The organism is Bacteroides caecigallinarum (assembly GCF_016901995.1).
In the GTDB taxonomy this organism is placed as follows: Bacteria; Bacteroidota; Bacteroidia; order Bacteroidales; family Bacteroidaceae; genus Phocaeicola; species Phocaeicola cellulolyticus.
On sequence record NZ_JACJLE010000004.1, the window covers coordinates 1 to 22,095 of the forward strand.

General features: G+C 38.8%; 23 protein-coding genes and 4 tRNA genes. 13 read left to right on the plus strand and 14 right to left on the minus strand.

From position 1 onward, the window contains the following. Window positions 1-122: 122 nt before the first annotated feature. From H6A61_RS01675 to H6A61_RS01710, 8 genes are all read right to left on the minus strand, one after another. Window positions 123-587, minus strand: a complete 465-nt coding sequence (locus tag H6A61_RS01675; protein WP_204390527.1) for an ExbD/TolR family protein — start codon at window positions 585-587, stop codon at window positions 123-125. A gap of 2 nt (window positions 588-589) precedes the next feature. Further along, window positions 590-1,180 carry an ExbD/TolR family protein gene (locus H6A61_RS01680; protein ID WP_154043201.1) on the minus strand — a complete coding sequence of 197 codons (591 nt, stop codon included), beginning with the start codon at window positions 1,178-1,180 and terminating at the stop codon, window positions 590-592. A 30-nt stretch (window positions 1,181-1,210) separates the two neighbouring features. Then, window positions 1,211-1,678, minus strand: a complete 468-nt coding sequence (locus H6A61_RS01685) for a hypothetical protein (RefSeq protein WP_154043202.1) — start codon at window positions 1,676-1,678, stop codon at window positions 1,211-1,213. An 8-nt stretch (window positions 1,679-1,686) separates the two neighbouring features. Further along, complete coding sequence (locus H6A61_RS01690; protein ID WP_204390528.1) at window positions 1,687-2,442, minus strand: MotA/TolQ/ExbB proton channel family protein; 756 nt, start codon at window positions 2,440-2,442, stop codon at window positions 1,687-1,689. 80 nt (window positions 2,443-2,522) lie between these two features. Then, window positions 2,523-2,610: transfer RNA gene (locus tag H6A61_RS01695), tRNA-Ser, on the minus strand. A gap of 159 nt (window positions 2,611-2,769) precedes the next feature. Then, complete coding sequence (locus tag H6A61_RS01700; protein ID WP_204390529.1) at window positions 2,770-3,549, minus strand: TatD family hydrolase; 780 nt, start codon at window positions 3,547-3,549, stop codon at window positions 2,770-2,772. Beyond that, window positions 3,546-4,529, minus strand: a complete 984-nt coding sequence (locus H6A61_RS01705; protein WP_204390530.1) for a polyprenyl synthetase family protein — start codon at window positions 4,527-4,529, stop codon at window positions 3,546-3,548. Before H6A61_RS01705 ends, H6A61_RS01700 begins: the two co-directional genes overlap by 4 nt. Window positions 4,530-4,603: 74 nt before the next feature. Next, on the minus strand, window positions 4,604-5,290 hold the full coding sequence (locus tag H6A61_RS01710) for an energy transducer TonB (RefSeq protein ID WP_204390531.1): 687 nt from the start codon (window positions 5,288-5,290) through the stop codon (window positions 4,604-4,606). A 195-nt stretch (window positions 5,291-5,485) separates the two neighbouring features. Between H6A61_RS01710 and cmk the strand changes: the two genes are divergently transcribed. The 13 genes from cmk to H6A61_RS01775 all read left to right on the plus strand — a co-directional run bounded on the left by cmk (window position 5,486) and on the right by H6A61_RS01775 (window position 16,980). After that, window positions 5,486-6,178, plus strand: a complete 693-nt coding sequence (gene cmk / locus H6A61_RS01715; protein WP_154043357.1) for a (d)CMP kinase — start codon at window positions 5,486-5,488, stop codon at window positions 6,176-6,178. Then, window positions 6,171-7,037 (plus strand): 4-hydroxy-3-methylbut-2-enyl diphosphate reductase, encoded by an 867-nt coding sequence (locus H6A61_RS01720; RefSeq protein WP_204390532.1) that lies wholly within the window; start codon window positions 6,171-6,173, stop codon window positions 7,035-7,037. The genes cmk and H6A61_RS01720 overlap by 8 nt, the downstream gene beginning before the upstream one ends. Window positions 7,038-7,143: 106 nt before the next feature. Next, entirely contained in the window at window positions 7,144-8,124 is a 981-nt protein-coding gene (pfkA, locus tag H6A61_RS01725) for a 6-phosphofructokinase (protein WP_204390533.1), read from the plus strand. Window positions 8,125-8,358: 234 nt separating this feature from the next. Beyond that, window positions 8,359-9,045 carry a phosphatidylserine decarboxylase family protein gene (locus tag H6A61_RS01730; RefSeq protein WP_204390534.1) on the plus strand — a complete coding sequence of 229 codons (687 nt, stop codon included), beginning with the start codon at window positions 8,359-8,361 and terminating at the stop codon, window positions 9,043-9,045. A gap of 11 nt (window positions 9,046-9,056) precedes the next feature. Further along, entirely contained in the window at window positions 9,057-9,767 is a 711-nt protein-coding gene (gene pssA / locus H6A61_RS01735; RefSeq protein WP_204390535.1) for a CDP-diacylglycerol--serine O-phosphatidyltransferase, read from the plus strand. Between the two features lie 53 nt (window positions 9,768-9,820). Beyond that, window positions 9,821-10,072 (plus strand): DUF4834 family protein, encoded by a 252-nt coding sequence (locus H6A61_RS01740; protein WP_204390536.1) that lies wholly within the window; start codon window positions 9,821-9,823, stop codon window positions 10,070-10,072. Window positions 10,073-10,300: 228 nt separating this feature from the next. Continuing rightward, window positions 10,301-10,373, plus strand: a tRNA-Met gene (locus tag H6A61_RS01745). A 15-nt stretch (window positions 10,374-10,388) separates the two neighbouring features. Next, window positions 10,389-10,461 (plus strand) — tRNA-Met (locus H6A61_RS01750). A gap of 169 nt (window positions 10,462-10,630) precedes the next feature. Further along, the gene (locus H6A61_RS01755; protein WP_204390537.1) at window positions 10,631-12,184 is read left to right on the plus strand and encodes a peptide MFS transporter; all 1,554 of its coding nucleotides are present in this window, start codon (window positions 10,631-10,633) and stop codon (window positions 12,182-12,184) included. 109 nt (window positions 12,185-12,293) lie between these two features. Next, window positions 12,294-14,927, plus strand: a complete 2,634-nt coding sequence (locus H6A61_RS01760; protein WP_204390538.1) for a DNA gyrase/topoisomerase IV subunit A — start codon at window positions 12,294-12,296, stop codon at window positions 14,925-14,927. Window positions 14,928-14,931: 4 nt separating this feature from the next. Next, complete coding sequence (locus tag H6A61_RS01765; protein ID WP_204390539.1) at window positions 14,932-15,786, plus strand: DUF3316 domain-containing protein; 855 nt, start codon at window positions 14,932-14,934, stop codon at window positions 15,784-15,786. 16 nt (window positions 15,787-15,802) lie between these two features. Next, window positions 15,803-16,834 (plus strand): S41 family peptidase, encoded by a 1,032-nt coding sequence (locus tag H6A61_RS01770; RefSeq protein ID WP_204390540.1) that lies wholly within the window; start codon window positions 15,803-15,805, stop codon window positions 16,832-16,834. 64 nt (window positions 16,835-16,898) lie between these two features. Beyond that, window positions 16,899-16,980, plus strand: a tRNA-Leu gene (locus tag H6A61_RS01775). A 117-nt stretch (window positions 16,981-17,097) separates the two neighbouring features. On the opposite strand, the gene H6A61_RS01780 is transcribed toward H6A61_RS01775, so the two are convergent. The 6 genes from H6A61_RS01780 to H6A61_RS01805 form a co-directional block, all read right to left on the minus strand. Further along, window positions 17,098-18,051 carry an ISAon1 family transposase gene (locus tag H6A61_RS01780; protein WP_239469056.1) on the minus strand — a complete coding sequence of 318 codons (954 nt, stop codon included), beginning with the start codon at window positions 18,049-18,051 and terminating at the stop codon, window positions 17,098-17,100. 25 nt (window positions 18,052-18,076) lie between these two features. Then, window positions 18,077-18,376 carry an ISAon1 family transposase N-terminal region protein gene (locus tag H6A61_RS01785; RefSeq protein ID WP_204390586.1) on the minus strand — a complete coding sequence of 100 codons (300 nt, stop codon included), beginning with the start codon at window positions 18,374-18,376 and terminating at the stop codon, window positions 18,077-18,079. 860 nt (window positions 18,377-19,236) lie between these two features. Beyond that, the gene (locus H6A61_RS01790; protein WP_071150662.1) at window positions 19,237-20,253 is read right to left on the minus strand and encodes an inorganic phosphate transporter; all 1,017 of its coding nucleotides are present in this window, start codon (window positions 20,251-20,253) and stop codon (window positions 19,237-19,239) included. Window positions 20,254-20,268: 15 nt separating this feature from the next. Continuing rightward, window positions 20,269-20,916 (minus strand): DUF47 domain-containing protein, encoded by a 648-nt coding sequence (locus tag H6A61_RS01795; protein ID WP_071150661.1) that lies wholly within the window; start codon window positions 20,914-20,916, stop codon window positions 20,269-20,271. Beyond that, window positions 20,913-21,557 carry a DedA family protein gene (locus tag H6A61_RS01800; RefSeq protein ID WP_071150660.1) on the minus strand — a complete coding sequence of 215 codons (645 nt, stop codon included), beginning with the start codon at window positions 21,555-21,557 and terminating at the stop codon, window positions 20,913-20,915. The genes H6A61_RS01795 and H6A61_RS01800 overlap by 4 nt, the downstream gene beginning before the upstream one ends. Further along, window positions 21,541-22,062 (minus strand): hypothetical protein, encoded by a 522-nt coding sequence (locus tag H6A61_RS01805; protein ID WP_204390541.1) that lies wholly within the window; start codon window positions 22,060-22,062, stop codon window positions 21,541-21,543. Before H6A61_RS01805 ends, H6A61_RS01800 begins: the two co-directional genes overlap by 17 nt. Between the last annotated feature and the right edge of the window lie 33 nt (window positions 22,063-22,095).

Genomic DNA, 22,095 nt, shown 5'->3' on the forward strand with positions numbered 1-22,095 from the left:
ATGCTTAAAGATACAAAATCTTTAGGACATAACAAAGCCTCGGCTTGGGAAAGTCGAGGCTTTGTCATAAAAAAAAGAGGGCATGCATTTTGACACACCCTCTTTTTTTATCTTTGATACTATTACTGACGTTGTGTTGCAGAATAGTTGATCTTCAAAGCGTATGCTTGACGAAGTGCTTGTTTTACTTCCTGAACAATACCCATCTTAGTTTTTGCATCAACTTTCAGTGATACAGTCATGAATGGTTTGTCCTCTTCTTTCATATTTTCACGTTCCTGATAGATATAATCCTGAACTTCGTTTGCTTCAGAGAATTTATCGTTCAGCTGGATACGGTCTGTAGTACCCATCTTTTTCTGGAACTCAGGTAATGGTTTACCGATGTAGATGAAGGAAACCAATGACTTCTTTTCAAGCTTTTCCAATTCTGTTGCCTGTGGGACCCTAAATTGAACCTTTAATGTAACCTCACGAAGAGTAGTCACAATCATGAAGAAGAACAAAATGGTAAAAATAAGGTCAGGCAGAGACGAAGTATTCAACTCCGGCATTTCTCGCTTACCTGTTTTATTAAACTTTCCCATTATTATTTTCCTCCATATTTTTTAGGTTCTGCTTCAGAAATCTTCTGTGGATAGTAATCTATGATAGCTTCTTTTTGTTCTTCTGAACAGTTTGCAAATGATTTGCCGAATTGTGACATCGCTAATTCGTTACGCAATTCATTATAAGCAGCTACCAATTCGTTCTGAACCTGGATATAAACATCATAGCTTGTACCAACGTCGTTCTGTACAGAAATTACATGCTTTTCAGTTATCATAACATCGCCAAAGAATGGTAGATTCTTTCTATGCTTTTCCGGCATATTAGGGTCATCATTCGGATTGGCAATGAATTCTTTTGCTTTGTCTTTAAGTTGTCTTATGTCAAAACCAATTTCTCCGTTAACCATCAAATTGTCATCTTTGTTAATTTTAACCTGGAGAATGTTTCTTTCCTTAATGATAATGTCATTTTTTTGTTCTTCACTTTCCGGTGGTGGGGGCAGACGCCTTGCCAAACCACGGTCGGTGTCCATTGATGTCGTTATAAGGAAGAAAATAAGCAACATAAAAGAAATATCGGCCGTGGAACTTGCATTGATTCCTGGCACTTTTCTTTTTGTTTTTGCCATATCTTTTTATCTTATAATAAAATTAAAACTTTATCTTTTCTTGAATACGCCTAATAAATTCAGCAAAGTACCTATTGCTGCTATTACGAGCAGTACATAGGTTGAATACAAGAACATATCAGTAACCTTAATCAAGAACTTATTGTCATAGGTTACGCCACCACCTAAAACTACGGTTTCGTCAGAACCCATATTATAAGTTACGATCAGTAGAACTACCAAAAGAATAAATCCCAAGAATGATTTCAATGCAGCTTTTGGGTCATCCTTTAGTGCGGCACCGAATTGGATAACCGCTGCTATGATAGTCACAGCCACGCATAATGCAAACAATCCGTACATTAAATACATCAAAGCCGGAGTATTGGCAGGTTCTGTCAAACCTGCTGCGTTTGTTTCGCTGTATCCTACTCCGTAGAACATGCCTAGTACTACCAAGATTACGGCAATACATGCATAAAACACGTAGTATGATACTTTATATGATAATTTAGTCATCGTTCTTATTATTTTTTGTATTTCAAGTTGTACTTCATAATCATATCAAGCAAAGTGATTGAAGAGTCTTCCATCTGGCTTGTGATAGCTTCAATCTTAGACAAGATGTAGTTGTAGAAAGTTTGAAGAATCAAAGCAACGATAAGACCGAAGATAGTAGTAATCAAGGCCACTTTCATACCACCTGCTACGACTGTCGGAGAAATATCACCTGCCATCTGGATTTGGTCGAACGCCATGACCATACCAATCACAGTACCCAAGAATCCGAGTGACGGAGCCATCGCGATAAACAGTGTAATCCATGAACATCCTTTTTCAAGGTAACCGGCCTGAACTCCACCGTAAGATACAACCGAACGTTCTACGACATCCAAACCTTCATCAATTCTCATCAAACCTTGGTAGCAGATAGAGGCAACAGGTCCGCGAGTGTTACGGCAGATAGTTTTTGCACCTTCTACATCACCTTTTTCCAAAGCTTCTTCAAGTTTTGCCATCAATTTCTTAGTGTCAACTTCAGCAAGGCTCAAGTAAATGATACGTTCGATACAGAAAGCCAAACCAAGTACCAATGCGATAGCAACCAAAGACATGAAACCGGCGTCACCTTCGATGAACTTAGTCTTAAGTTCTTTGTGCATACCACCTTCTTCAACTACTACTGTTTCAGTTGCCGCAGGAGCGTCCTGTGCGATAACAGACTGAGTCATTCCGAATGAGAGAACTCCCATTACTGCAAGAATTGCAAATAACTTTTTCATTGTGTGTCTAATTTTTTAAGATTAATTAATTAATAGTTTATTGTTTATTCTTATTTGTTATTTTTTCTCTTTGACTATCGCGGAGAGAACGGGATTCGAACCCGTGATACGCTTTTGGCGTATACACGCTTTCCAGGCGTGCCTCTTCAACCACTCGAGCACCTCTCCTCAGCACCTATTTTTCCCTTCTTACATATTTAATTATATCCGTAATCGGTACTCATTTGTCCTTTTTCAGTCACAAATGTATTCTTTTTTTTTTTCTTACATAGCCTAAAAGACGAAAAAGTTTGCGATAACGCATAAAATTAATATTATTTAAAGACTTTAGTCGGCATTTTGGAACACTTTTAGTGCATTTCTTGTTGTATGGCGTGCAATATCGTCTATTGATGTATTAAAAATTTCGGCAAGTTTGTTTGCTATTGATGTGATGTATGCACTTTCGTTTCTTTTTCCTCTGTATGGTACAGGTGCAAGGTATGGCGAATCTGTTTCAAGTACTATTCTATCGATTGGCAGTTGTTTTAGTGTTTCCGGAAGGGTACTTTTCTTGAATGTTACAATACCGTTTATTCCCAGCATGAAATTCTTGTAGGACAACATATCGTTTGCCTCTTCCAGTGTTCCGCCAAAGCTATGGAATATTCCTCTTAAAGTGGTATCTCTGTATGCAGACATTACTTCCATCATTTCTTTGTGTGCATTCCTGCAATGTATAATCAGGGGTAAATTGAGGTTCAGGGCCCATTCCAATTGTATTCTGAATACTTCTTTTTGTTCTTCTACGTATGTCTTGTCCCAATAAAGATCCAAACCGACTTCTCCAATACCGTAGAATTTTCTTCCTGAATTCAAGACTTTTTCTACTTTTTCAAGCCTGATTTTCCAGTCGTCAGCAACCGAAGTGGGATGCAACCCCATAAGAGGATAGCATCCTGATGTTTTGTCGCAAAGTTTGAGTAGTGCGTCTATGCTCTCATCGTCGATATTGGGCATAAACATTCTTGTGACTCCAGCTTCCTTTGCTCTTATGATGGCCAGTTCTCTGTCACTGTCAAACTCCTCGCAAAAGAGGTGTGTATGGGTGTCAATCAATCCAATCATAGTACTCTTTTCATTAATTGTTTCGTGAAGTTTTTAAGATTGGTCTTTAATGATGCATCTACCGATACCTTATCAAGTATGGCAAGCCCTTCATCGTATAGGGTGTTGATTTTATCCATACATATGTCTGGAACTCCGGTGTTGTTATATATTTCAGTAACAGCTTTAATCTTTTCTTCAGGAATAAAAGTTTCGGCATTTATCCAATTCTCAAGCTCTTTTTTGTCTTTTCCCGATGACTTCTCAAGAGCTGTGATAAGCATGAATGTCTTTTTGTTTGAGCAGATGTCACCACCGATATTTTTACCGAAAACGGAAGAGTCGGCATACACATCAAGATAGTCGTCCTGGAGCTGGAAGGCAACCCCCATTTTTATACCGAAATCGTAAAGCAGATTTGCATCTTCTGCGCTTGCTCCACTTAGTATCGCGCCTATTTTCAGTGAGGCGGCAAGTAGGACTGATGTCTTCAGGCAAATCATGTTCATGTATTCGTCAACTGTCACATCGAGTCTTTTTTCGAAATCCATATCCCACTGTTGTCCGTCGCAAACTTCCAGAGCAGCCTTGCTGAAAGTGGATGTGACTTCTGATATGTATTCGGCAGGACATGATTCCATCATCATTTTGAACGAAAGTATGAGCATGGCATCACCGGAAAGAATTGCGGTATTTTCATCCCATTTCTTATGTACGGTTGGTCTGTTTCTTCTCATGTCGGCTTTGTCCATGAGGTCATCGTGTAACAGTGTAAAATTATGGTATGTTTCCAGTGCCGCAGCTTGTTGATAGATTTTTTCAACGTCATCCTTGTATAGGTTGTAGGCCATTAGCATCAAAACCGGACGGATACGCTTACCGCCTAATCCAAGTACATATTCTATTGGCTTGTATAGATTTTCCGGTTCGTGAGTATATGACAATTCTCCGATATACTTCTGAATCTTTTCTAATAGTTCTTTGTCTTCGTACTGCTTCATAGTTTTTTGTCTTTGGGATAAAAAAACAAAAAGGCTGCCCTTTTGCGGACAGCCTTTTTAATGTTATAAAGTTATTACTGCAATCTGAATGTTACAGGCACTGTGTATTTTACACGTACAGCTTTACCACGCTGCATACCTGGTTTCCATTTTGGCATGGAGCTGATAACTCGAAGAGCTTCCTTGTCAAGATATGGATCGACAGAGCGCATAACTACAGGGTCAACGATAGAACCGTCCTGATTAACGACAAACTGAACGATTACACGTCCCTGAATACCGTTTTCCTGAGCGATAGTAGGATATTTGATGTTCTTGCTGAGGAATTTCATCAATTCTGCCATACCACCAGGGAATTCAGGCATTTGTTCTACAACCATGAAGATTTCTTCTTCTACAGGTTCTTCTTCTTCAACTACAGGTTCGATGTACTTGATTTCTACGGCTGTATTGTCATCTTCACTAGATTTGATAGTAGTTTCCTCTACATCCGCATCGTTCTCTGCAATCTGAATTACTTCTTCAACTTTCGGAGCTTCTGGTGGAGGAGGTGCTTGCTTTTGCTCCGCTTCTTCTGTGATAGGAATCATTTCCTCCTCAAAAATCGGTTCAACGACACCAGTATCGGTAGTCACCTGTTTGTCGCGTTCTGTCCATTCGAAAGCCACAAACACTGCTGCCAATATCAGCACGTAACCAATCAGCATCCACGTGGATTTCTTTCCCTCGAGGTCTGCTTTGGGCGATTTTTTAACTTCCATAAATGATTTGATAAATTGTTAATAATTCTCTGTGTGCAAATGTAGTATATTTATTTTAAAAAGCAATATCAAAAAGATAAAAATAGATTAAAACGGAAATATTTCTGCACATGCGGATAAAACAGTAAAAACTTTTCCATATCTTTGACTTTCGAACGGAAAAGAATACACATTATATAATATAGATATCTTATGATGAAAAAAATAACCATAGCGATAGATGGTTTTTCTTCTTGCGGAAAAAGCACGATGGCCAAAGATCTGGCAAAAGAAATTGGATATATATATATAGACAGCGGCGCGATGTATAGGGCAGTTACTTTGTATTGCCTTGAAAACTCGCTTTTTACCTCTGATGGAAGCGTGAATTCGGAAGAGCTGGAAAAACATATAAATGATATTTCGGTATCGTTCTGTCTTAATGAAGCGACTTTGAAACCGGAAACATTCCTGAATGGCGTAAACGTAGAGTCTAAGATAAGGACTATGGAGGTTTCATCCAGGGTAAGCCTTGTTGCTGCATTGGGATTTGTAAGGGAAGCCTTGGTGAAATTGCAGCAGGAAATGGGAAAAAGTAAAGGTATTGTTATGGACGGACGCGATATAGGAACGGTGGTATTTCCTGATGCGGAGTTAAAGATATTTGTCACAGCTTCGGCTGAAATCAGGGCAAAAAGAAGATATGATGAACTGATGGCAAAAGGACAGGAAGTATCATTTGATGAGATCCTCAAAAATGTTGAAGAAAGAGACAGGATAGACCAGACTAGAGCTGTAAGTCCTTTGAGAAAGGCTGATGATGCTATTGTATTGGATAATAGCAATATGACAGTAGAAGAACAGAAAGCATGGTTAATTAATGAATACCAAAAGGCGGCTAATGTATAATATAGAAATTGATAGTGAATCAGGGTTTTGTTTCGGCGTGACCACTGCTATAAAAAAGGCTGAGGAAGAGTTGGCAAAAGGAACTCCTCTGTATTGCCTAGGAGATATAGTGCATAATGGTCAGGAATGCGAACGTTTGAAAAAACTGGGGCTTATAACTATTAACCATGAGGAGTATGCAAAGCTTAAAAACGTAAAAGTGTTGCTACGTGCGCATGGTGAACCTCCGGAAACTTATAGGATAGCTGCAGAGAATAATATAGAAATAATTGATGCCACCTGTCCTGTAGTATTACGGTTGCAAAAAAGAATTAAGCAGGAATATACCAGTAAAGAACCTGAAAAAGAAAAGCAGATAGTAATATATGGAAAGAACGGTCATGCGGAGGTGCTTGGGCTGGTAGGACAGACAAATGGTGAGGCTATAGTTATTGAAAAAATAGAGGAAGTAGATAAGATAGACTTGAATAAAGATGTAAGGCTGTATTCGCAGACGACAAAATCGCTGGATGAGTTCAGAAGTATCGTTTCGTATATAGAACAGAATATTTCAAAGTCTGCCACTTTTCAGTATTTTGATACAATATGCCGTCAGGTGGCAAACAGAATGCCTAATATCAGAAAGTTTGCTGCTTCACATGATGTGATCCTATTTGTGTGTGGGCAGAAAAGCTCTAACGGGAAAATACTGTTTCACGAATGTAAGGAAATTAATCCAAATACATATCAGGTTGATAAACCGGAAGATATTGACATGGAGTGGTTCAGGGATGCAAAGTCTATAGGAATATGTGGTGCTACTTCAACACCTAAATGGCTTATGGATAAATGTAAGAATGTGATATCGGAGTCATGTTAAAGAATTCATAATTCAAGTTAACTTAAAATACATATCTATTTAATACAACTTTACGACGGAATTTGTAAATTTGCGGCATTGAAACAAACTAATAATATTCAACAATATGGCAAGTATTAAATGTGTTGGTATCCTCACTTCTGGAGGAGATGCTCCGGGTATGAATGCGGCTATTCGCGCCGTGACTCGTGCAGCAATATACAACGGATTGAAAGTTAAGGGAATTTATAGAGGCTATAAAGGACTTATAACTGGAGAAATACAGGAATTTAAAACTCAGAATGTAAGCAATATCATACAGCTGGGAGGTACAATCCTGAAGACTGCGAGATGTATGGAGTTCAAAACTCCGGAGGGACGTCAGGTGGCTCATGAAGCTATGGTGCGTGAGGGTATTGATGCTCTTATCGTAATAGGTGGTGATGGTTCGCTCACTGGTGCCAGATTGTTGGCAGAAGAATATGATGTTCCTTGTATCGGACTTCCGGGAACTATTGATAACGACCTTTATGGAACTGATACTACAATAGGTTATGATACTGCCTTGAATACAATTCTTGATGCTGTAGATAAAATCAGGGATACTGCAACTTCTCACGAACGTCTGTTCTTTGTTGAAGTTATGGGACGTGATGCAGGTTTCCTTGCGTTGAACGGAGCTATAGCGGCAGGAGCTGAAGCTGCTATTATACCTGAATTCAATACTGAAGTTGACCAGTTGGAAGAATTTATCAAAAACGGATTCCGCAAGTCAAAGAGTAGTTCAATCGTTCTTGTGGCTGAAAGTGAAATTACAGGTGGTGCAATGCATTATGCAGAGCGTGTTAAAAACGAATATCCTCAGTATGATGTGCGTGTGACTATTCTTGGACACTTGCAGCGTGGTGGACGACCGACTGCTCACGATAGAATTATTGCCAGCCGTATGGGTGTTGCAAGTATTCAGGCTTTGATGGAAGGTCAGAGAAACGTTATGATAGGTATAGAAAACGACAAGATCGTATATGTACCGTTTGCTAAAGCTATCAAGAATGATAAGCCTATCGATAGAGAACTTGTCAATGTCTTGAACGAATTGTCAATCTGATAGAACTGAAAAAAATATATATATTCCCGGATTAGTCTTTGCGCTATCCGGGATTTTTTTTGTTCTTCATTGTTCTTCATCGTAATTGTAATAGAAGAAATTTTTGTATTTAAAATGTTTGCAAAGCTGTTGCAAAATCATTACAAAGAGTTTTTTCTTATATTTTATTTGCAGAGTAATTAAAATACGCTTACTTTTGCATGTTAAAATACCTATATCATTACTTTTACCATCATGAATAGAATAAAAAAATTGAAGAAAATCCGCATACACCATGAGGGAACCAATATACTTATCACAAGTGCTATAGTCCTTTTGGCTATAAATCTTGCTTCTTATTATCTTTTGGGTACTAATGTATTCTTCTATATATTAGCTGTAGTAAGTATAGTCTTGTATCTTTTGATGGTGAATTTCTTTCGCTGTCCTATAAGACTGTTTAAAGGAGAAACGGAAAAGACAGTTGTGGCTCCTGCTGACGGAAGGGTGGTAGTAATAGAAGAGGTGGAAGAACATGAGTATTTTCATGACCGCAGGCTGATGATTTCCATTTTTATGGATATAACCAATGTTCATGCCAATTGGTATCCTGTTGATGGGGTTGTGAAAATGGTAAAGCATCATAATGGAAGATTTATGAAAGCTTGGCTTCCGAAAGCCAGTACGGAAAATGAGCGTTCTACTATAATTATAGAAACACCGGAAGGTGAAACTATCATGACTCGTCAGATTGCTGGTGCAGTGGCCAGAAGAATTGTGACCTATGCTACTCCGGGTGAGGACTGTTATATAGATGAACATATGGGATTCATAAAATTCGGTTCAAGAGTTGATGTTTACTTGCCTCTTGGAACAGAAGTTTGTGTTGAAATGAATCAGAAAACTACAGGAAACGCAACTGTTATAGCAAAACTTAAATAATCAGAGATATTATGCCTAATATTATAATCAGGAATATTCCAAATGGTATAACAAGCTGTAATCTATTTTGTGGATGTATAGCATCGTATATGGCATTTCAGTCAGATTTCCGTCTGGCAATGCTGTTCATAGTGTTAGGTGCAGTTTTCGATTTCTTTGATGGTATGAGTGCAAGGCTTTTGAAAGTTTCATCGCCTATTGGAAAAGAATTGGATTCCTTGGCTGATAATATTACTTTTGGCTTGGCGCCTTCTGCTATTGTTTTTTCCTTGTTTAAAGAAATTCATATTCCTGATTTTATGTCAGGTGTATCTGAGTATCTGCCTTATACAGCATTTATTATATCTGTATTTTCTGCATTAAGGCTTGCAAAATTTAATCTGGATGAGCGTCAGACAACTTCTTTTATAGGTATGCCTACGCCGGCAAATGCTCTTTTCTGGAGTTCTTTGGCTATTTGTATAGATGGAAATCAGTATATGTTGCAGTATTTTAATGCATTTTATTTGCTGCTGCTGGTTGTCATTATGTCTTTGTTGTTGGTGTCTGAGCTGCCAATGTTTTCATTGAAGTTCAAGAATCTTACGTGGAAAGATAATAAAATAAAATATATATTTCTGGCAGTCAGTGTAGCCCTGCTGTTGGTTTATGCCATAAATGGTCTTGCCGCGGTAATAATATGGTATATAATATTGTCTGCATTTACATTCAAAAAATCATAATATAATAATCGTGGCACGGTTATTGTATTTAAAATATTAAAAACGCAATAACTATGTTTCAAATATTAGGACTGATATTTTTTATAATATTTTTTGTATTGATTATAGGATTTACAATCCTATATAAAGTGGTTAGAACAGTATTAGGTATAAGAAAAAATACCCAAAAACAGACGGAAAGCTTTGATAACAGCAATAATCAAGGTTATTCGGAGTATAAGCGAAAAGATACTCCAAAGACTAAGAATAAAGTGTTTGATAAAAATGAGGGTGAATATATAGAATTCGAGGAGATAAAGGATTAACCTTTATCTCTTTTTTGTTTTATCAAATTCTGCTTTGTGTGGGTAAACTGAAGAAATGTATGGAAAAATGTTAGGTTGTATCCGTTTTTTCACTTTATGAAGACTTTTGAGTAGATTTTTCATGATGCGTTTAACTTCTTTAACCTCATTGGTCTGATTTTTCTGTTTAAAGATTTGTTTTTTACAATTTAAAGCTGTACCTTTGCACTCGCAAATGAGAAATAACATCGCGGAGTGGAGCAGTTGGTAGCTCGTTGGGCTCATAACCCAAAGGTCGTCTGTTCGAGTCAGGCCTCCGCAACTAAAATATGAACATCGCGGAGTGGAGCAGTTGGTAGCTCGTTGGGCTCATAACCCAAAGGTCGTCTGTTCGAGTCAGGCCTCCGCAACTAAAATATGAGAAGTCTTTTTAGGCTTCTCTTTTTTGTTTTATCGCAAGTTGTTTTGCTGAAAGCAGTGCAACTGTAAAATAATGGAATAAGTAAAGTTGTTTGTTATTTGTTTTTTCTATATTTTTGCATAAAAAATTATCATTAATCATTTAAATCTTCATTATTTATGTTTAAAAAGCATCCGAAAGGATTAATTCCTGCGGCTTTGTCTAATATGGGTGAGCGTTTTGGCTACTATATTATGAACGCTGTACTGGTATTGTTCCTTTGTTCGAAATTTGGTATAAGTGAGGAGAAAAGCACACTTATCTATTCTTTCTTTTATGCAGGTATCTATCTTTTAAGTCTTGTTGGTGGTTTGATAGCCGACAGAAAACAGAATTATAAAGGTACCATCATGGCAGGTTTGGTCGTTATGGCTATAGGATATATTGCATTATCTATTCCGATTACTGCAAATTCAAGCAACACTACATGGTTGCTTTCTTTAACTTGTGTGGCTTTGTTTTTTATCGCATTTGGTAATGGCTTGTTTAAAGGAAATCTTCAGGCTATTGTTGGTCAGATGTATGATGACCTGGAAGCTGAAGCAGCCGTAAAGGGTGAAAAGGAATTGGCAATGGTTAAAGGAAAGAGAGATTCCGGATTCCAGATTTTTTATGTGTTTATAAATATTGGTGGACTTATAGCACCATTTGTTGCTCCTTTGTTGAGAAGTTGGTGGCTGAGTGCGCATAATATGGTTTACAACGCCAGTCTTCCTGCTCTATGTCATGACTATATAAATAAGGCAGATGGAATGTCTGCTGAGGCTATGGGAAATTTAAATCAGCTGATGTCTCAGTGCGTAGGTGAAACATCTGATTTGGCTGCATCATGCTCGCGGTATTTGCAGATTTTCAACGAGGGTATCCATTATTCATTCCTCGCTTCTGTTGCTGCCATGCTTATTTCGCTTGTAATTTTCTTTGCGACAAAACGTCAGTTCCCAAATCCGGGAAAGAAAGAATCGGCAGCATCTGTTACATATACAGCTGAAGAAAAGGCTGCTATGGCAAAAGAAATCAAGCAACGTCTTTATGCATTGTTTGCTGTGCTTGGTGTTGTAATATTCTTCTGGTTCTCATTCCATCAGAACGGAACTTCTTTGTCTCTGTTTGCGAGAGATTTTGTCGATACAACAACAATAGCTCCTGAAATATGGCAGGCTGTTAATCCGTTCTTCGTGATAACTCTGACTCCTATTATAATGATGATTTTCGGATCACTTTCCAGAAGAGGAAAAGAGATATCTACTCCGCGTAAGATTGCTATAGGTATGTTTATAGCAGGTCTGGCTTATCTGTTCCTTTCTGCATATTCACTTGTGATGGGTTATCCTTCGGCTGCTGAATATAGAGAGCTTCCTATAGATCAACAGGTGAAAGCAGGTGCTTGGGTATTGATAGTACTTTATTTCCTTCTTACAGTTGCAGAGTTGTTTATATCTCCTCTTGGATTGTCGTTCGTTTCGAAAGTTGCACCAAAACATCTTTTAGGACTTTGTCAGGGATTGTGGCTCGGAGCTACTGCCGTAGGAAATCTTCTCTTGTGGATTGGTCCACTTATGTATAATGCAATTCCTATCGGTTATTGCTGGGCTATATTTATGATAGTATGTCTTATTTCGATGGGAGTAATGTTGTTTATGGTAAATTGGCTTGAAAAAGTTGCCAAGTAATATACTGTAGAATAAAATAAGTTAAATAAGAGGATATATCTTTTCATGGTATATCCTCTTTTTTATTAAATTTGCAAAGACTGTTTTATTCTTGATTAATATACTAAAAATGAGCGAAGATACATTTGATAAGGAAAACGATTTACAGGGGAGTGAAGGCCATTCTGATTACAAACCGGCAGATACGTCCGATGATGCGGTAAGACATCAGTTGAGTGGAATGTATCAGAATTGGTTTCTTGATTATGCATCTTATGTAATACTTGAAAGAGCTGTCCCTCATATTAATGATGGATTGAAACCAGTGCAGAGGAGAATATTGCACTCTATGAAACGTCTTGACGACGGAAGGTATAATAAAGTTGCGAACATTGTAGGTCATACTATGCAGTTTCATCCTCATGGAGATGCTTCAATAGGTGATGCTCTGGTACAGTTGGGCCAAAAAGAATTGCTTATCGACTGTCAGGGTAACTGGGGAAATATCCTTACCGGTGACAGTGCTGCCGCTCCGCGTTATATCGAGGCACGTTTATCTAAATTCGCTCTTGATGTGGTTTTCAATCCGAAGACCACTGAATGGCAGTCGTCTTATGACGGACGTAACAGAGAGCCTGTTACATTGCCTGTTAAATTCCCTTTGCTATTGGCGCAGGGTGTTGAAGGTATTGCTGTCGGATTGTCATCAAAAATACTTCCTCACAATTTCAATGAACTATGTGATGCTGCCATCGCTTATCTAAAAGGTGAGTCGTTCCAGCTTTATCCTGATTTCCAAACAGGTGGATCTATTGACGTATCAAGATATAACGATGGTGAGCGAGGTGGAGTGGTACGTGTAAGAGCAAAAATTTCCAAATTGGATAACAAAACTTTATGTATCAGTGAGATCCCGTATGGAAAAACTACTTCGTCACTTATCGATTCTATATTAAAGGCTGTAGAAAAAGGCAAAATCAAAGTAAAGAAGGTAGAGGACAACACAGCTGATAAAGTGGAAATACTTGTGCATCTTGCTCCTGGAGTTTCTTCAGACAAGACCTTGGATGCACTTTATGCATTTACTGACTGTGAGGTCAATATATCGCCTAACTGTTGCGTGATAGACAACAAGAAACCTCATTTCTTATCTGTAAGTGATGTGTTGAAGAAGTCTGCGGACAATACCTTGGATCTGCTAAGACAGGAATTGAATATCGAACGTGAAGAAAAACTAGAAGCTCTGCATTTTGCTTCGCTGGAGAAAATCTTTATAGAAGAACGTATCTATAAAGATGCGAAATTTGAGCAGGCAGAGAATATGGATGCTGCATGCGAACATATTGATGAACGTCTTACGCCTTTCTATCCGCAAATGGTGCGTGAAGTCACCAAGGAAGATATATTGAAACTGATGGAGATAAAGATGGCACGTATCCTGAAGTTTAATAAAGATAAGGCGGATGAATTGATGGCACGTCTGAAAAGTGAAATAGGGGAAATAGATAATCATCTTGCCCATATTACTGAATATACTATAAACTGGTACGAAGGTTTGAAGGCCAAGTATGGCAAGAATTTCGAACGAAAAACAGAAATAAGAAATTTTGATGTCATAGTGGCTACTAAGGTGGCAGAAGCAAACGAGAAGCTGTATATAAACAGAGAGGAAGGCTTTATCGGAACGGGACTGAAGAAAGATGAATATGTCTGCAACTGTTCTGATATAGATGATGTCATTATATTCTATAAGGACGGAAAATATAAGATAGTAAGAATAAGTGATAAACTTTTTGTCGGTAAGAATATATTGTATGTAAATATTTTCAAGAAGAACGACAAGCGTACTATTTATAATGTGATATATCGTGACGGTAAAGACGGTGCGTATTTTATCAAACGTTTTAATGTCACTTCGATGATACGTGACCGTGAGTATGATGTAACACAAGGAAATCCTGGGTCTAAGATAATGTATTTTACAGCAAATCCAAATGGTGAGGCTGAAGTGGTGAAAGTAACTCTAAGACCTAATCCTAGAATAAAGAAATTGATTTTGGAACGCGATTTCAGTGAGATTTCCATTAAGGGAAGACAGTCTATGGGTAACCTTCTTACACGTCTTGAAGTGCATAAGATAAGTCTGAAGCATAAGGGAGGTTCTACATTGGGAGGACGAAAAGTGTGGTTTGATCATGATGTGCTTCGTCTTAATTATGATGGACGCGGTGAGTATCTGGGAGAATTCCAAAGCGAAGACAGTATATTGGTAATCATGAAGAATGGTGAGTTCTATACGACTGATTTTGATTTGAACAACCATTATGATTCGGATATAATGATTCTTGAAAAATATGATCCAGAAAAGGTTTGGACTGCAGTTCTTTATGATGCAGACCAGCAGAATTATCCATATCTTAAAAGATTCTGTTTAGAACAAAGTGCCAAACGACAGAACTTCCTTGGTGAAAACAAGCAGAATGTATTATTGTTGCTTACATCCGAAACTTATCCGCGTATTAATGTACTGTTTGGTGGACATGACAGTTTCAGAGAGCCAATGATAGTCGATGCAGATGATTTTGTCGGTGTGAAGAGTTTTAAGGCCAAAGGAAAACGTCTTACTACGTTTACTATAGACAAAATAGAAGAACTCGAACCTGTCATAAAGGAAGAACCTGAATCACAAACGGAAGCAGATGATGTGAATACAGATGATGTGGATCTGTCAAATGAAGATGATGGTCAGATGAAACTGTTCTAAAATTATGAATAGAATATATGGTTATATATCAACTCTGATTATATTATTTGTGTCTTGCGCCGAAGTATTGGCGCAGGATACTTTATCTCATCAGAAATACATAGTACGTTCCGTAATGATAGGTGCGGGAATATCCAATGTATATGATACATATCTTTCCCCTTTGGAATATCGTGGACCTGAACTGAGGTTTATGCACGAGAATATGCGCATGACCAGGCTTATGGGAGGTAAGGTATCTGCCCAACGTGTGATACAGGTCAACTGTTCATCTGCAGAGAATATCTCAAAATCCTCGAAATCATATTCAGGAATGTTTAATTGGACTTATGCTCTTCATTATCAGTATAATGTTGATGAAAATCTGAAGATTTTGTTTGGACCGATGTTGGATTTGAATTGCGGTTTTATATACAACACACGTAATTCAAATAATCCGGCACAAGCCAAAGCATATGGAAGTATTGATGCTTCTGCTATGGTGATATATAAATTCAGGATTTTCAGATATCCTATGACTTTAAGATATCAGGTTAATTTACCTTTTATAGGTATTATGTTTTCACCTGAATATGGTCAGTCCTATTATGAAATATTTTCGCTGAAACATGGTGGCAGCAATGTCTTGTTTACTTCATTTCATAACGCTCCCACGTTTAGACAAATGTTGACATTAGATTTTCCTATAGGCAAGACAATAATGCGTGCAGGATATTTGTGCGATATACAGCAAGCCAAGGTAAATAACCTAAAAAGCCATTTCTATTCGCACAATTTTATGATTGGATTTGTAAGAAATTTCTCTATTATACGGGGAAAGAACAAAATCAGTCTTCCATCCAAGGTTACTCCATTTTGATTAAATGATTTTTGGTATGAATAGCAGGAATAATTCTTTGTTTATAATATTGCTTTGTGTCTTTTTATCAGTGTTGTATTCTTCGTGTATCAGAGAAGATGTTTCTGGCAACACCCCACAGGCAAACTTTGAATCTTTGTGGAGAATTATTGATGAACAGTACTGTTTTCTTGACTATAAGAATGATGTGTATGGATTGGACTGGGATGAGGTTTATTCGAGATATTCCAAACGGATAACATCCGATATGTCCAGCTATAATCTTTTTGAAGTGCTGTCAGAAATGGTAAACGAGTTGCGCGATGGTCATGTTAATCTTAGTAGTGCTTATGGAACTTCTCAATACAGAGAATGGTTTGATTCTTATCCACGTAATTTCAGCGACAGTATTCAGAGTAATTACCTGGGAAAAGATTATGTAAATACTTCCGGACTTACATATCAGATTTTGGAGAACAATATAGGCTATGTGTATTGCTCAAGTTTTTCTAACGGAATAGGAGATGGTAATCTTGATTACATGTTGAAGGAGATGGAATTGTGCGACGGATTGATAATTGATGTCAGAAATAATGGGGGAGGAAATCTTACAACGGCTCAGAAATTAGCTTCAAGATTTACCAATGAGAAAATTCATGTCGGATATATGTCTCATAAAACTGGGCCCGGGCATAATGAGTTTTCATCGCCCCAACCGGTGTATATTGAACCTTCCAATGGAGTCAGATGGCAAAGAAAAGCTGTTGTTTTAACCAACAGGCGTTCATATAGTTCGACAAACGATTTTGTTAATTGCATGAAGAATATGCCTCTTGTAACAATAATAGGAGATAAAACCGGTGGTGGTTCGGGGTTACCATTTTCATCGGAAATTCCTAACGGATGGTCTATAAGATTTTCTGCGGCCCCAATGTATGATGCTGAAATGAATCAGATAGAATTTGGTATTGAGCCGGACATACATGTTGATATGACTGAAGAAGATATTTTGCGTGGAAAAGACACTATAATAGAAGCTGCATGCAATTTCTTGAAAAAAAATAGTTGAAAAATTTGTAAGTGTAAAAAAAATGCGTACCTTTGCAACGCAAATGAGAAATAAAGCTTCTCACGCGCCTGTGGCGTAATTGGTAGCCGCGCCAGACTTAGGATCTGGTGTCGTGAGACGTGTAGGTTCGAGTCCTATCAGGCGCACGAAATAGAGGAATTAACTTTAGTTTTATGATTAAGTTAGTTCCTCTATTTTTTATTGGTGTATTTGATGGATCAACGTAAAAATGGATCAACGTAAAAACCTGAGGGATTCTGAAATTAGGCATAAATTTTCGATAGTCTGAACAGAAAGAAAGCCTTATCCTTCACTCCCCTGAATTGTGATCGAAAGTTCTTTATTTTCGCATTAAAAGATTCTGATGCAGCGTTCGTAGAACGTCTTTCGAAGTAGTTTATTATTTCAAGATAATGTGTCTGTATTGACCTTGCCACTCTTCCAAATGCAAGGAATCCTGATTTGTCCACCTCGTCATACCACCTGGCAAGCCTTGTCAAGGCTACATCCTTATGTCTGCACTGATGATAAATCAATCCTAATCTCATGGAAAAATAGTACGCTTTCTTTATATTTGGATACTCTCTGAACAGGATACCGGCACGAACACGTTGTGATTCGGTCCATAATGATTCTTTCTTATACAGAAGATATATACTTCTGGCCAACAGCTGTTTTCTTGAATCTCCGTTCTCAAATACCGGAGCATGATATGTCTTTCCACATGCCTTTGCATGTGCTATTTGTATGTACTCTTCATCAAGTGCTTCCCAACGGGCTTTAACTCTCATGTCCTGAACGGCTTCATAAGCAAGCTTCTGTACATGGAAACGGTCTGTAACCCGACGCGCAGCAGGAAAGCATATACGTGCCGTCTGTTCCATATTGGGAGCCATATCAAGTGTTATTTCCCTTACCTGGAAACGTCTGCGTCTGGGAAGTTTTAGAAGGATGGATGTGACAGTCTTTACGTCAGTACCTTTTATGATGGCGATAATACTTCCGGCACCTCCTCTTTTCTCCTTGTTAATCAATATGGTATATAATTCACCGCGCGAAAGACACACTTCGTCTATCCCTACGTATGCTCCGATGTTTTTCTCAAACAGTACCCATTCTTCTGCATGCGGGAGTTGGTTCCATTTCAAATATCCGCTCAGATGATTGCGGTACTGCCTTTCAAGAAGTTCACCGTCAATACCGAACAGTGTTCCCAAAAGCTTACAGCTGACGGGAAGCGTATCAATATAACTCTTTTAAAAAAGACGCAAATTCTTGCGTCGTACGGCTGCCTTGGGCAACCAGTTTCCAGTTACGGCTTACATAGCGGTTCTCATCCTTTAAGACCCATCTGCGACGACGGATGTTTAGAAATACCTTCTTCCCGCGGATTGGAAAGTCTTGTACAACTACCGGATCATAAAAGCCCTTACTCTCAACTTTACTATCAGAGTACTCTTTGGGAACTTCATTCTTCTCTTCAAGATAAATTACTATTTCAGTACTGCTTTCCTTTACATCTGATATGTTGAAGTAATCCATCCTTGTGACGGCTTCCTTCCTTTTTCTGATGGAGAACAGTGCCGTTCCGGTATCCGCGTGAAGCCTGTTCTGTGTCTTCTGGTCTGTAATCATGACTTCTGATATTTATTGTTATATATCGTCTGCCTGTAAGGTACAGGCATTCTTATTTCTTGTTGTCCCTGTTGTCTGTTTGCCCGCATCCTTGCAAGGCTTGGCGGGAAAAAATACCGGAGCGAAGCGAGGATGATTTTTTCCCGCCAACCAGCCCGGCAGGGCCGCCTTGCGGGAGTTGCGCGGCAAACAGCTATTTTTGCAGCAAGAAATGAGGATGCAGTCATTTTATCCTTGTAAAAACTGGGAATTTAATGATTATGATTATAGTAATAACATGCACATATGCCGAATTATGAAGCCTGCAAATATGGCTAAAATGATGTTGTAGGCTTTGTCTACATATAACACTGAAGACTTATAAACTAACGCCTTAGATTTTCCCGATAAATGTATCTTTGCTAAGATTAGCTTTGCTTACATATATTAATTTATGTACCTATAAACTCTTATAAATAATCATATTAGGACTATAAAACACATGAAGTCTTTATACAAAAACTGAAACAATTAGAAACTTAAAGATGATTGTTGCCTTTTGGCAAATGTTCATTATCGTAAAAAACAAAAGATTGCCTTGTGAAAAACTTCAAATTTTATAGGGTGAAAAAACACAATATTAGCTATAATAAAAAAATCCTATCAGTTCCTCAATAGGGAGTCTGATAGGATACTTTTCATATTCACCCTTTTATAATTTGGATGAAATATTCAATATAGTTTTAACTTTTACTTTATTAGAATTTAGTGTTGATGTTTCAGTAAGATCAAGTTATTAATAATATAAGACTATAAACAGTTGCAGCGAGTATCGCACTTATTGGAATCGTAAGGGTCCAAGCCGTCATTAAGCTTTTGGTAATTCCCCAACGAACAGCTGATAAACGACGGGTAGCACCTACTCCTATAATGGCTCCTGATATGGTATGGGTAGTACTTACCGGAATCTTTAGGTATTCTGTGAGATAAAGAGTGAATGCACCCGCAGTCTCAGCAATGACACCTTCTAAAGGGGTAACTTTGGTAATTCGATTTCCCATGGTGCGCACTATTTTCCATCCTCCCGACATGGTTCCCAGTGAGATTGCGGTAAAGCAGGAAAAAGCGACCCAGTCGGGTAAATCGCCTACGTTGTTTACCCCCATGCCAATGCCTTGCGAATGGGCTGCTATCAGGGCAGCTGCAATGATACCCATTACCTTTTGCGAGTCGTTAAGTCCATGCCCGATGCTGAACAGGGCGGATGAGAGCAACTGTAGTCTTTTAAACCATTTCTCTGCGGTGTGGGGATGGGCCTTACGGCACAGATTCAGCACTATCAGAGTGAAGAGGAAGGCTACAAGCATACCTATGACTGGAGCCAGAAAAATGAAAAGCACGATTTTCAGGATAACCGAACTTTGAATGGCACCAAATCCATAAGCTGCAATGGCGGCTCCCGCAAACCCGCCGATAAGTGTATGGGATGAAGAAGAAGGAATTCCTCTCCACCAGGTCCACAGGTTCCAGATGATGGCTGCAATCACTCCAGACAAGATGACTGGCAAAGTAATGTATTGCTCATAGACTGTTTTTGACACAGTGTTGGCAATGCCGAAATCACCGATAAGGTATTTAGCGATGAAAAACGCCAGAAAATTGAAAAAGGCAGCCCAGATTACAGCCTGGAGCGGAGTCAGCACCTTGGTAGAAACAATGGTAGCTATTGCGTTGGCTGCATCATGAAAACCGTTGATATAGTCAAAAATCAGGGCCAGTACAATGATGGTGATGAGTAATTCCATGTGCAATTCTTTTTTTCAGGCATATTTTACGATAATGTTTCTCAGGAGCTTTCCTACATGGTCGGCGGCATCTGTCGTCTTTTCCAGTTCCTGCATGATTTCTTTTGTCTTGATCAGTTCAATGCAGTCTGTTTCTTCATTAAACAGTTGCATGATGAAAAGGTCATAGACCTCATCCGCATGGTTTTCTATCTCATGGAGCTTCTGACAGTAATCTTTCAGTCTGGACGGATTTTTGCTGAAGGTTTCCAGCTCATCCATGGCCTTGCAGATGATGGAGGCTCCTTGTTGTATGAGGACAGCCAGCTCTTTTCCGCTGTCTGAAATGGCGTGCGGCTTGTAGATGGCAATCCGCTTCGAGGCACTGTGAATGCGGTCGGTCACGTCATCGATGGAAAAGGCCAGGTCATGTATGTCTTCCCGGTCAAAGGGGGTGATAAAGGTCTGGCCTAGCTCCATGAAAATCTGCTGGGTTATCTGGTCGCCTTTTCTTTCAGCCTCCTTCACTTTGTGATAATACTCCTGCCATGTCTCTGGTGTGTCATGGTTCATGCTGTCAATCAGAAGTTCAGAAGCATTGAGTACGGTTTGTGACAATTGGTTTAATAAAGGAAAGAATTTGCTTTCTTTGGGTACAAATCGGTTTAACAGGGAATTTTTCATACTGTTGTTCGTTTATTTTTTATTCGTATATATTCAATGAGGGCAGGGCAGAGTGAAACCAGTACGATGCCCATCAAAAGTATTTTGAGGTTTTGCTGCACAAAAGGGATGTTCCCAAAGAAATAGCCTGTCATGCAAAAAAGTAAGACCCAGACAGCTGCCCCGACAAGGTTGTAAATCATAAACAAGTAATAATTCATGTGTCCCATTCCGGCGACAAACGGTGCAAAAGTGCGGACAATGGGGACAAAACGGGCAATGATTATGGTTTTTCCGCCATATTTCTGGAAGAAATGATGGGTTTTCTCCAAATGACTTTGCTTGAAGATCTTTGAGTCTGGTTGGGAGAACAGTTTTTTCCCGAAATAATGTCCAATCAGGTAGTTGCAGGAATCACCAAGCACGGCTGCGATGAAAATAACCATCATCAGCAGGCTTATTTCCAGTGGCATCCCCGGAAGGGATGCCACTGCACCGGAGACAAACAGAAGGGAGTCTCCGGGCAGAAAGGGGGTGACTACAAGTCCGGTTTCACAGAAAATGATTAAAAACAACAAGGCATATGTCCATTCATGGTATTCCTGCACGAGTGTAATCAGATGCTGGTCTATATGTAGGAAAATATCAATGAAGAAATCCATGTGACGTATGCAGGTTTTTTATGAATGTACTGGCTTTTTCTCCTTTCAGGCAGCACAGTTCTGTGACTGGTTTATACAAGAAAGAACTATAGGTCAGCAGTTGAAATGCGGCATATTGGTTGTCTTTTGAGTGAACAATCAGCAAATACAGCTGCGGCTCTTCTCTTGACGTGGCAGGCAGGTCACAATAATCTGCCAGGTATTTTTTCAAGCCTTGGAACTGTTCTTTGCTGAATGTCAGGCTTTTTTTGCATACCATGCTGCCTGTTCCTGCATAGGCCTGATAGCGGGCACGGAAAATCAGAAAATAGAATGAAATGACTGCCAGCAAGCTTCCGGCAGCGATTTTCAGGGCATTAATATTGGATTCTGAGGTGCTTTCCGGTAAGAAAAACAGACTGATACCGGCAGCCAGCAAACAAATTGAAAGGCCTATGGTGAGGAAACTGGTGCGTTTCCGTATATCCTGTGTGGGATATGACTGTGATAGATTAAATGTTTCCATGAATTTCTTGTTTTTGTAGTTGAAAATTAAAGA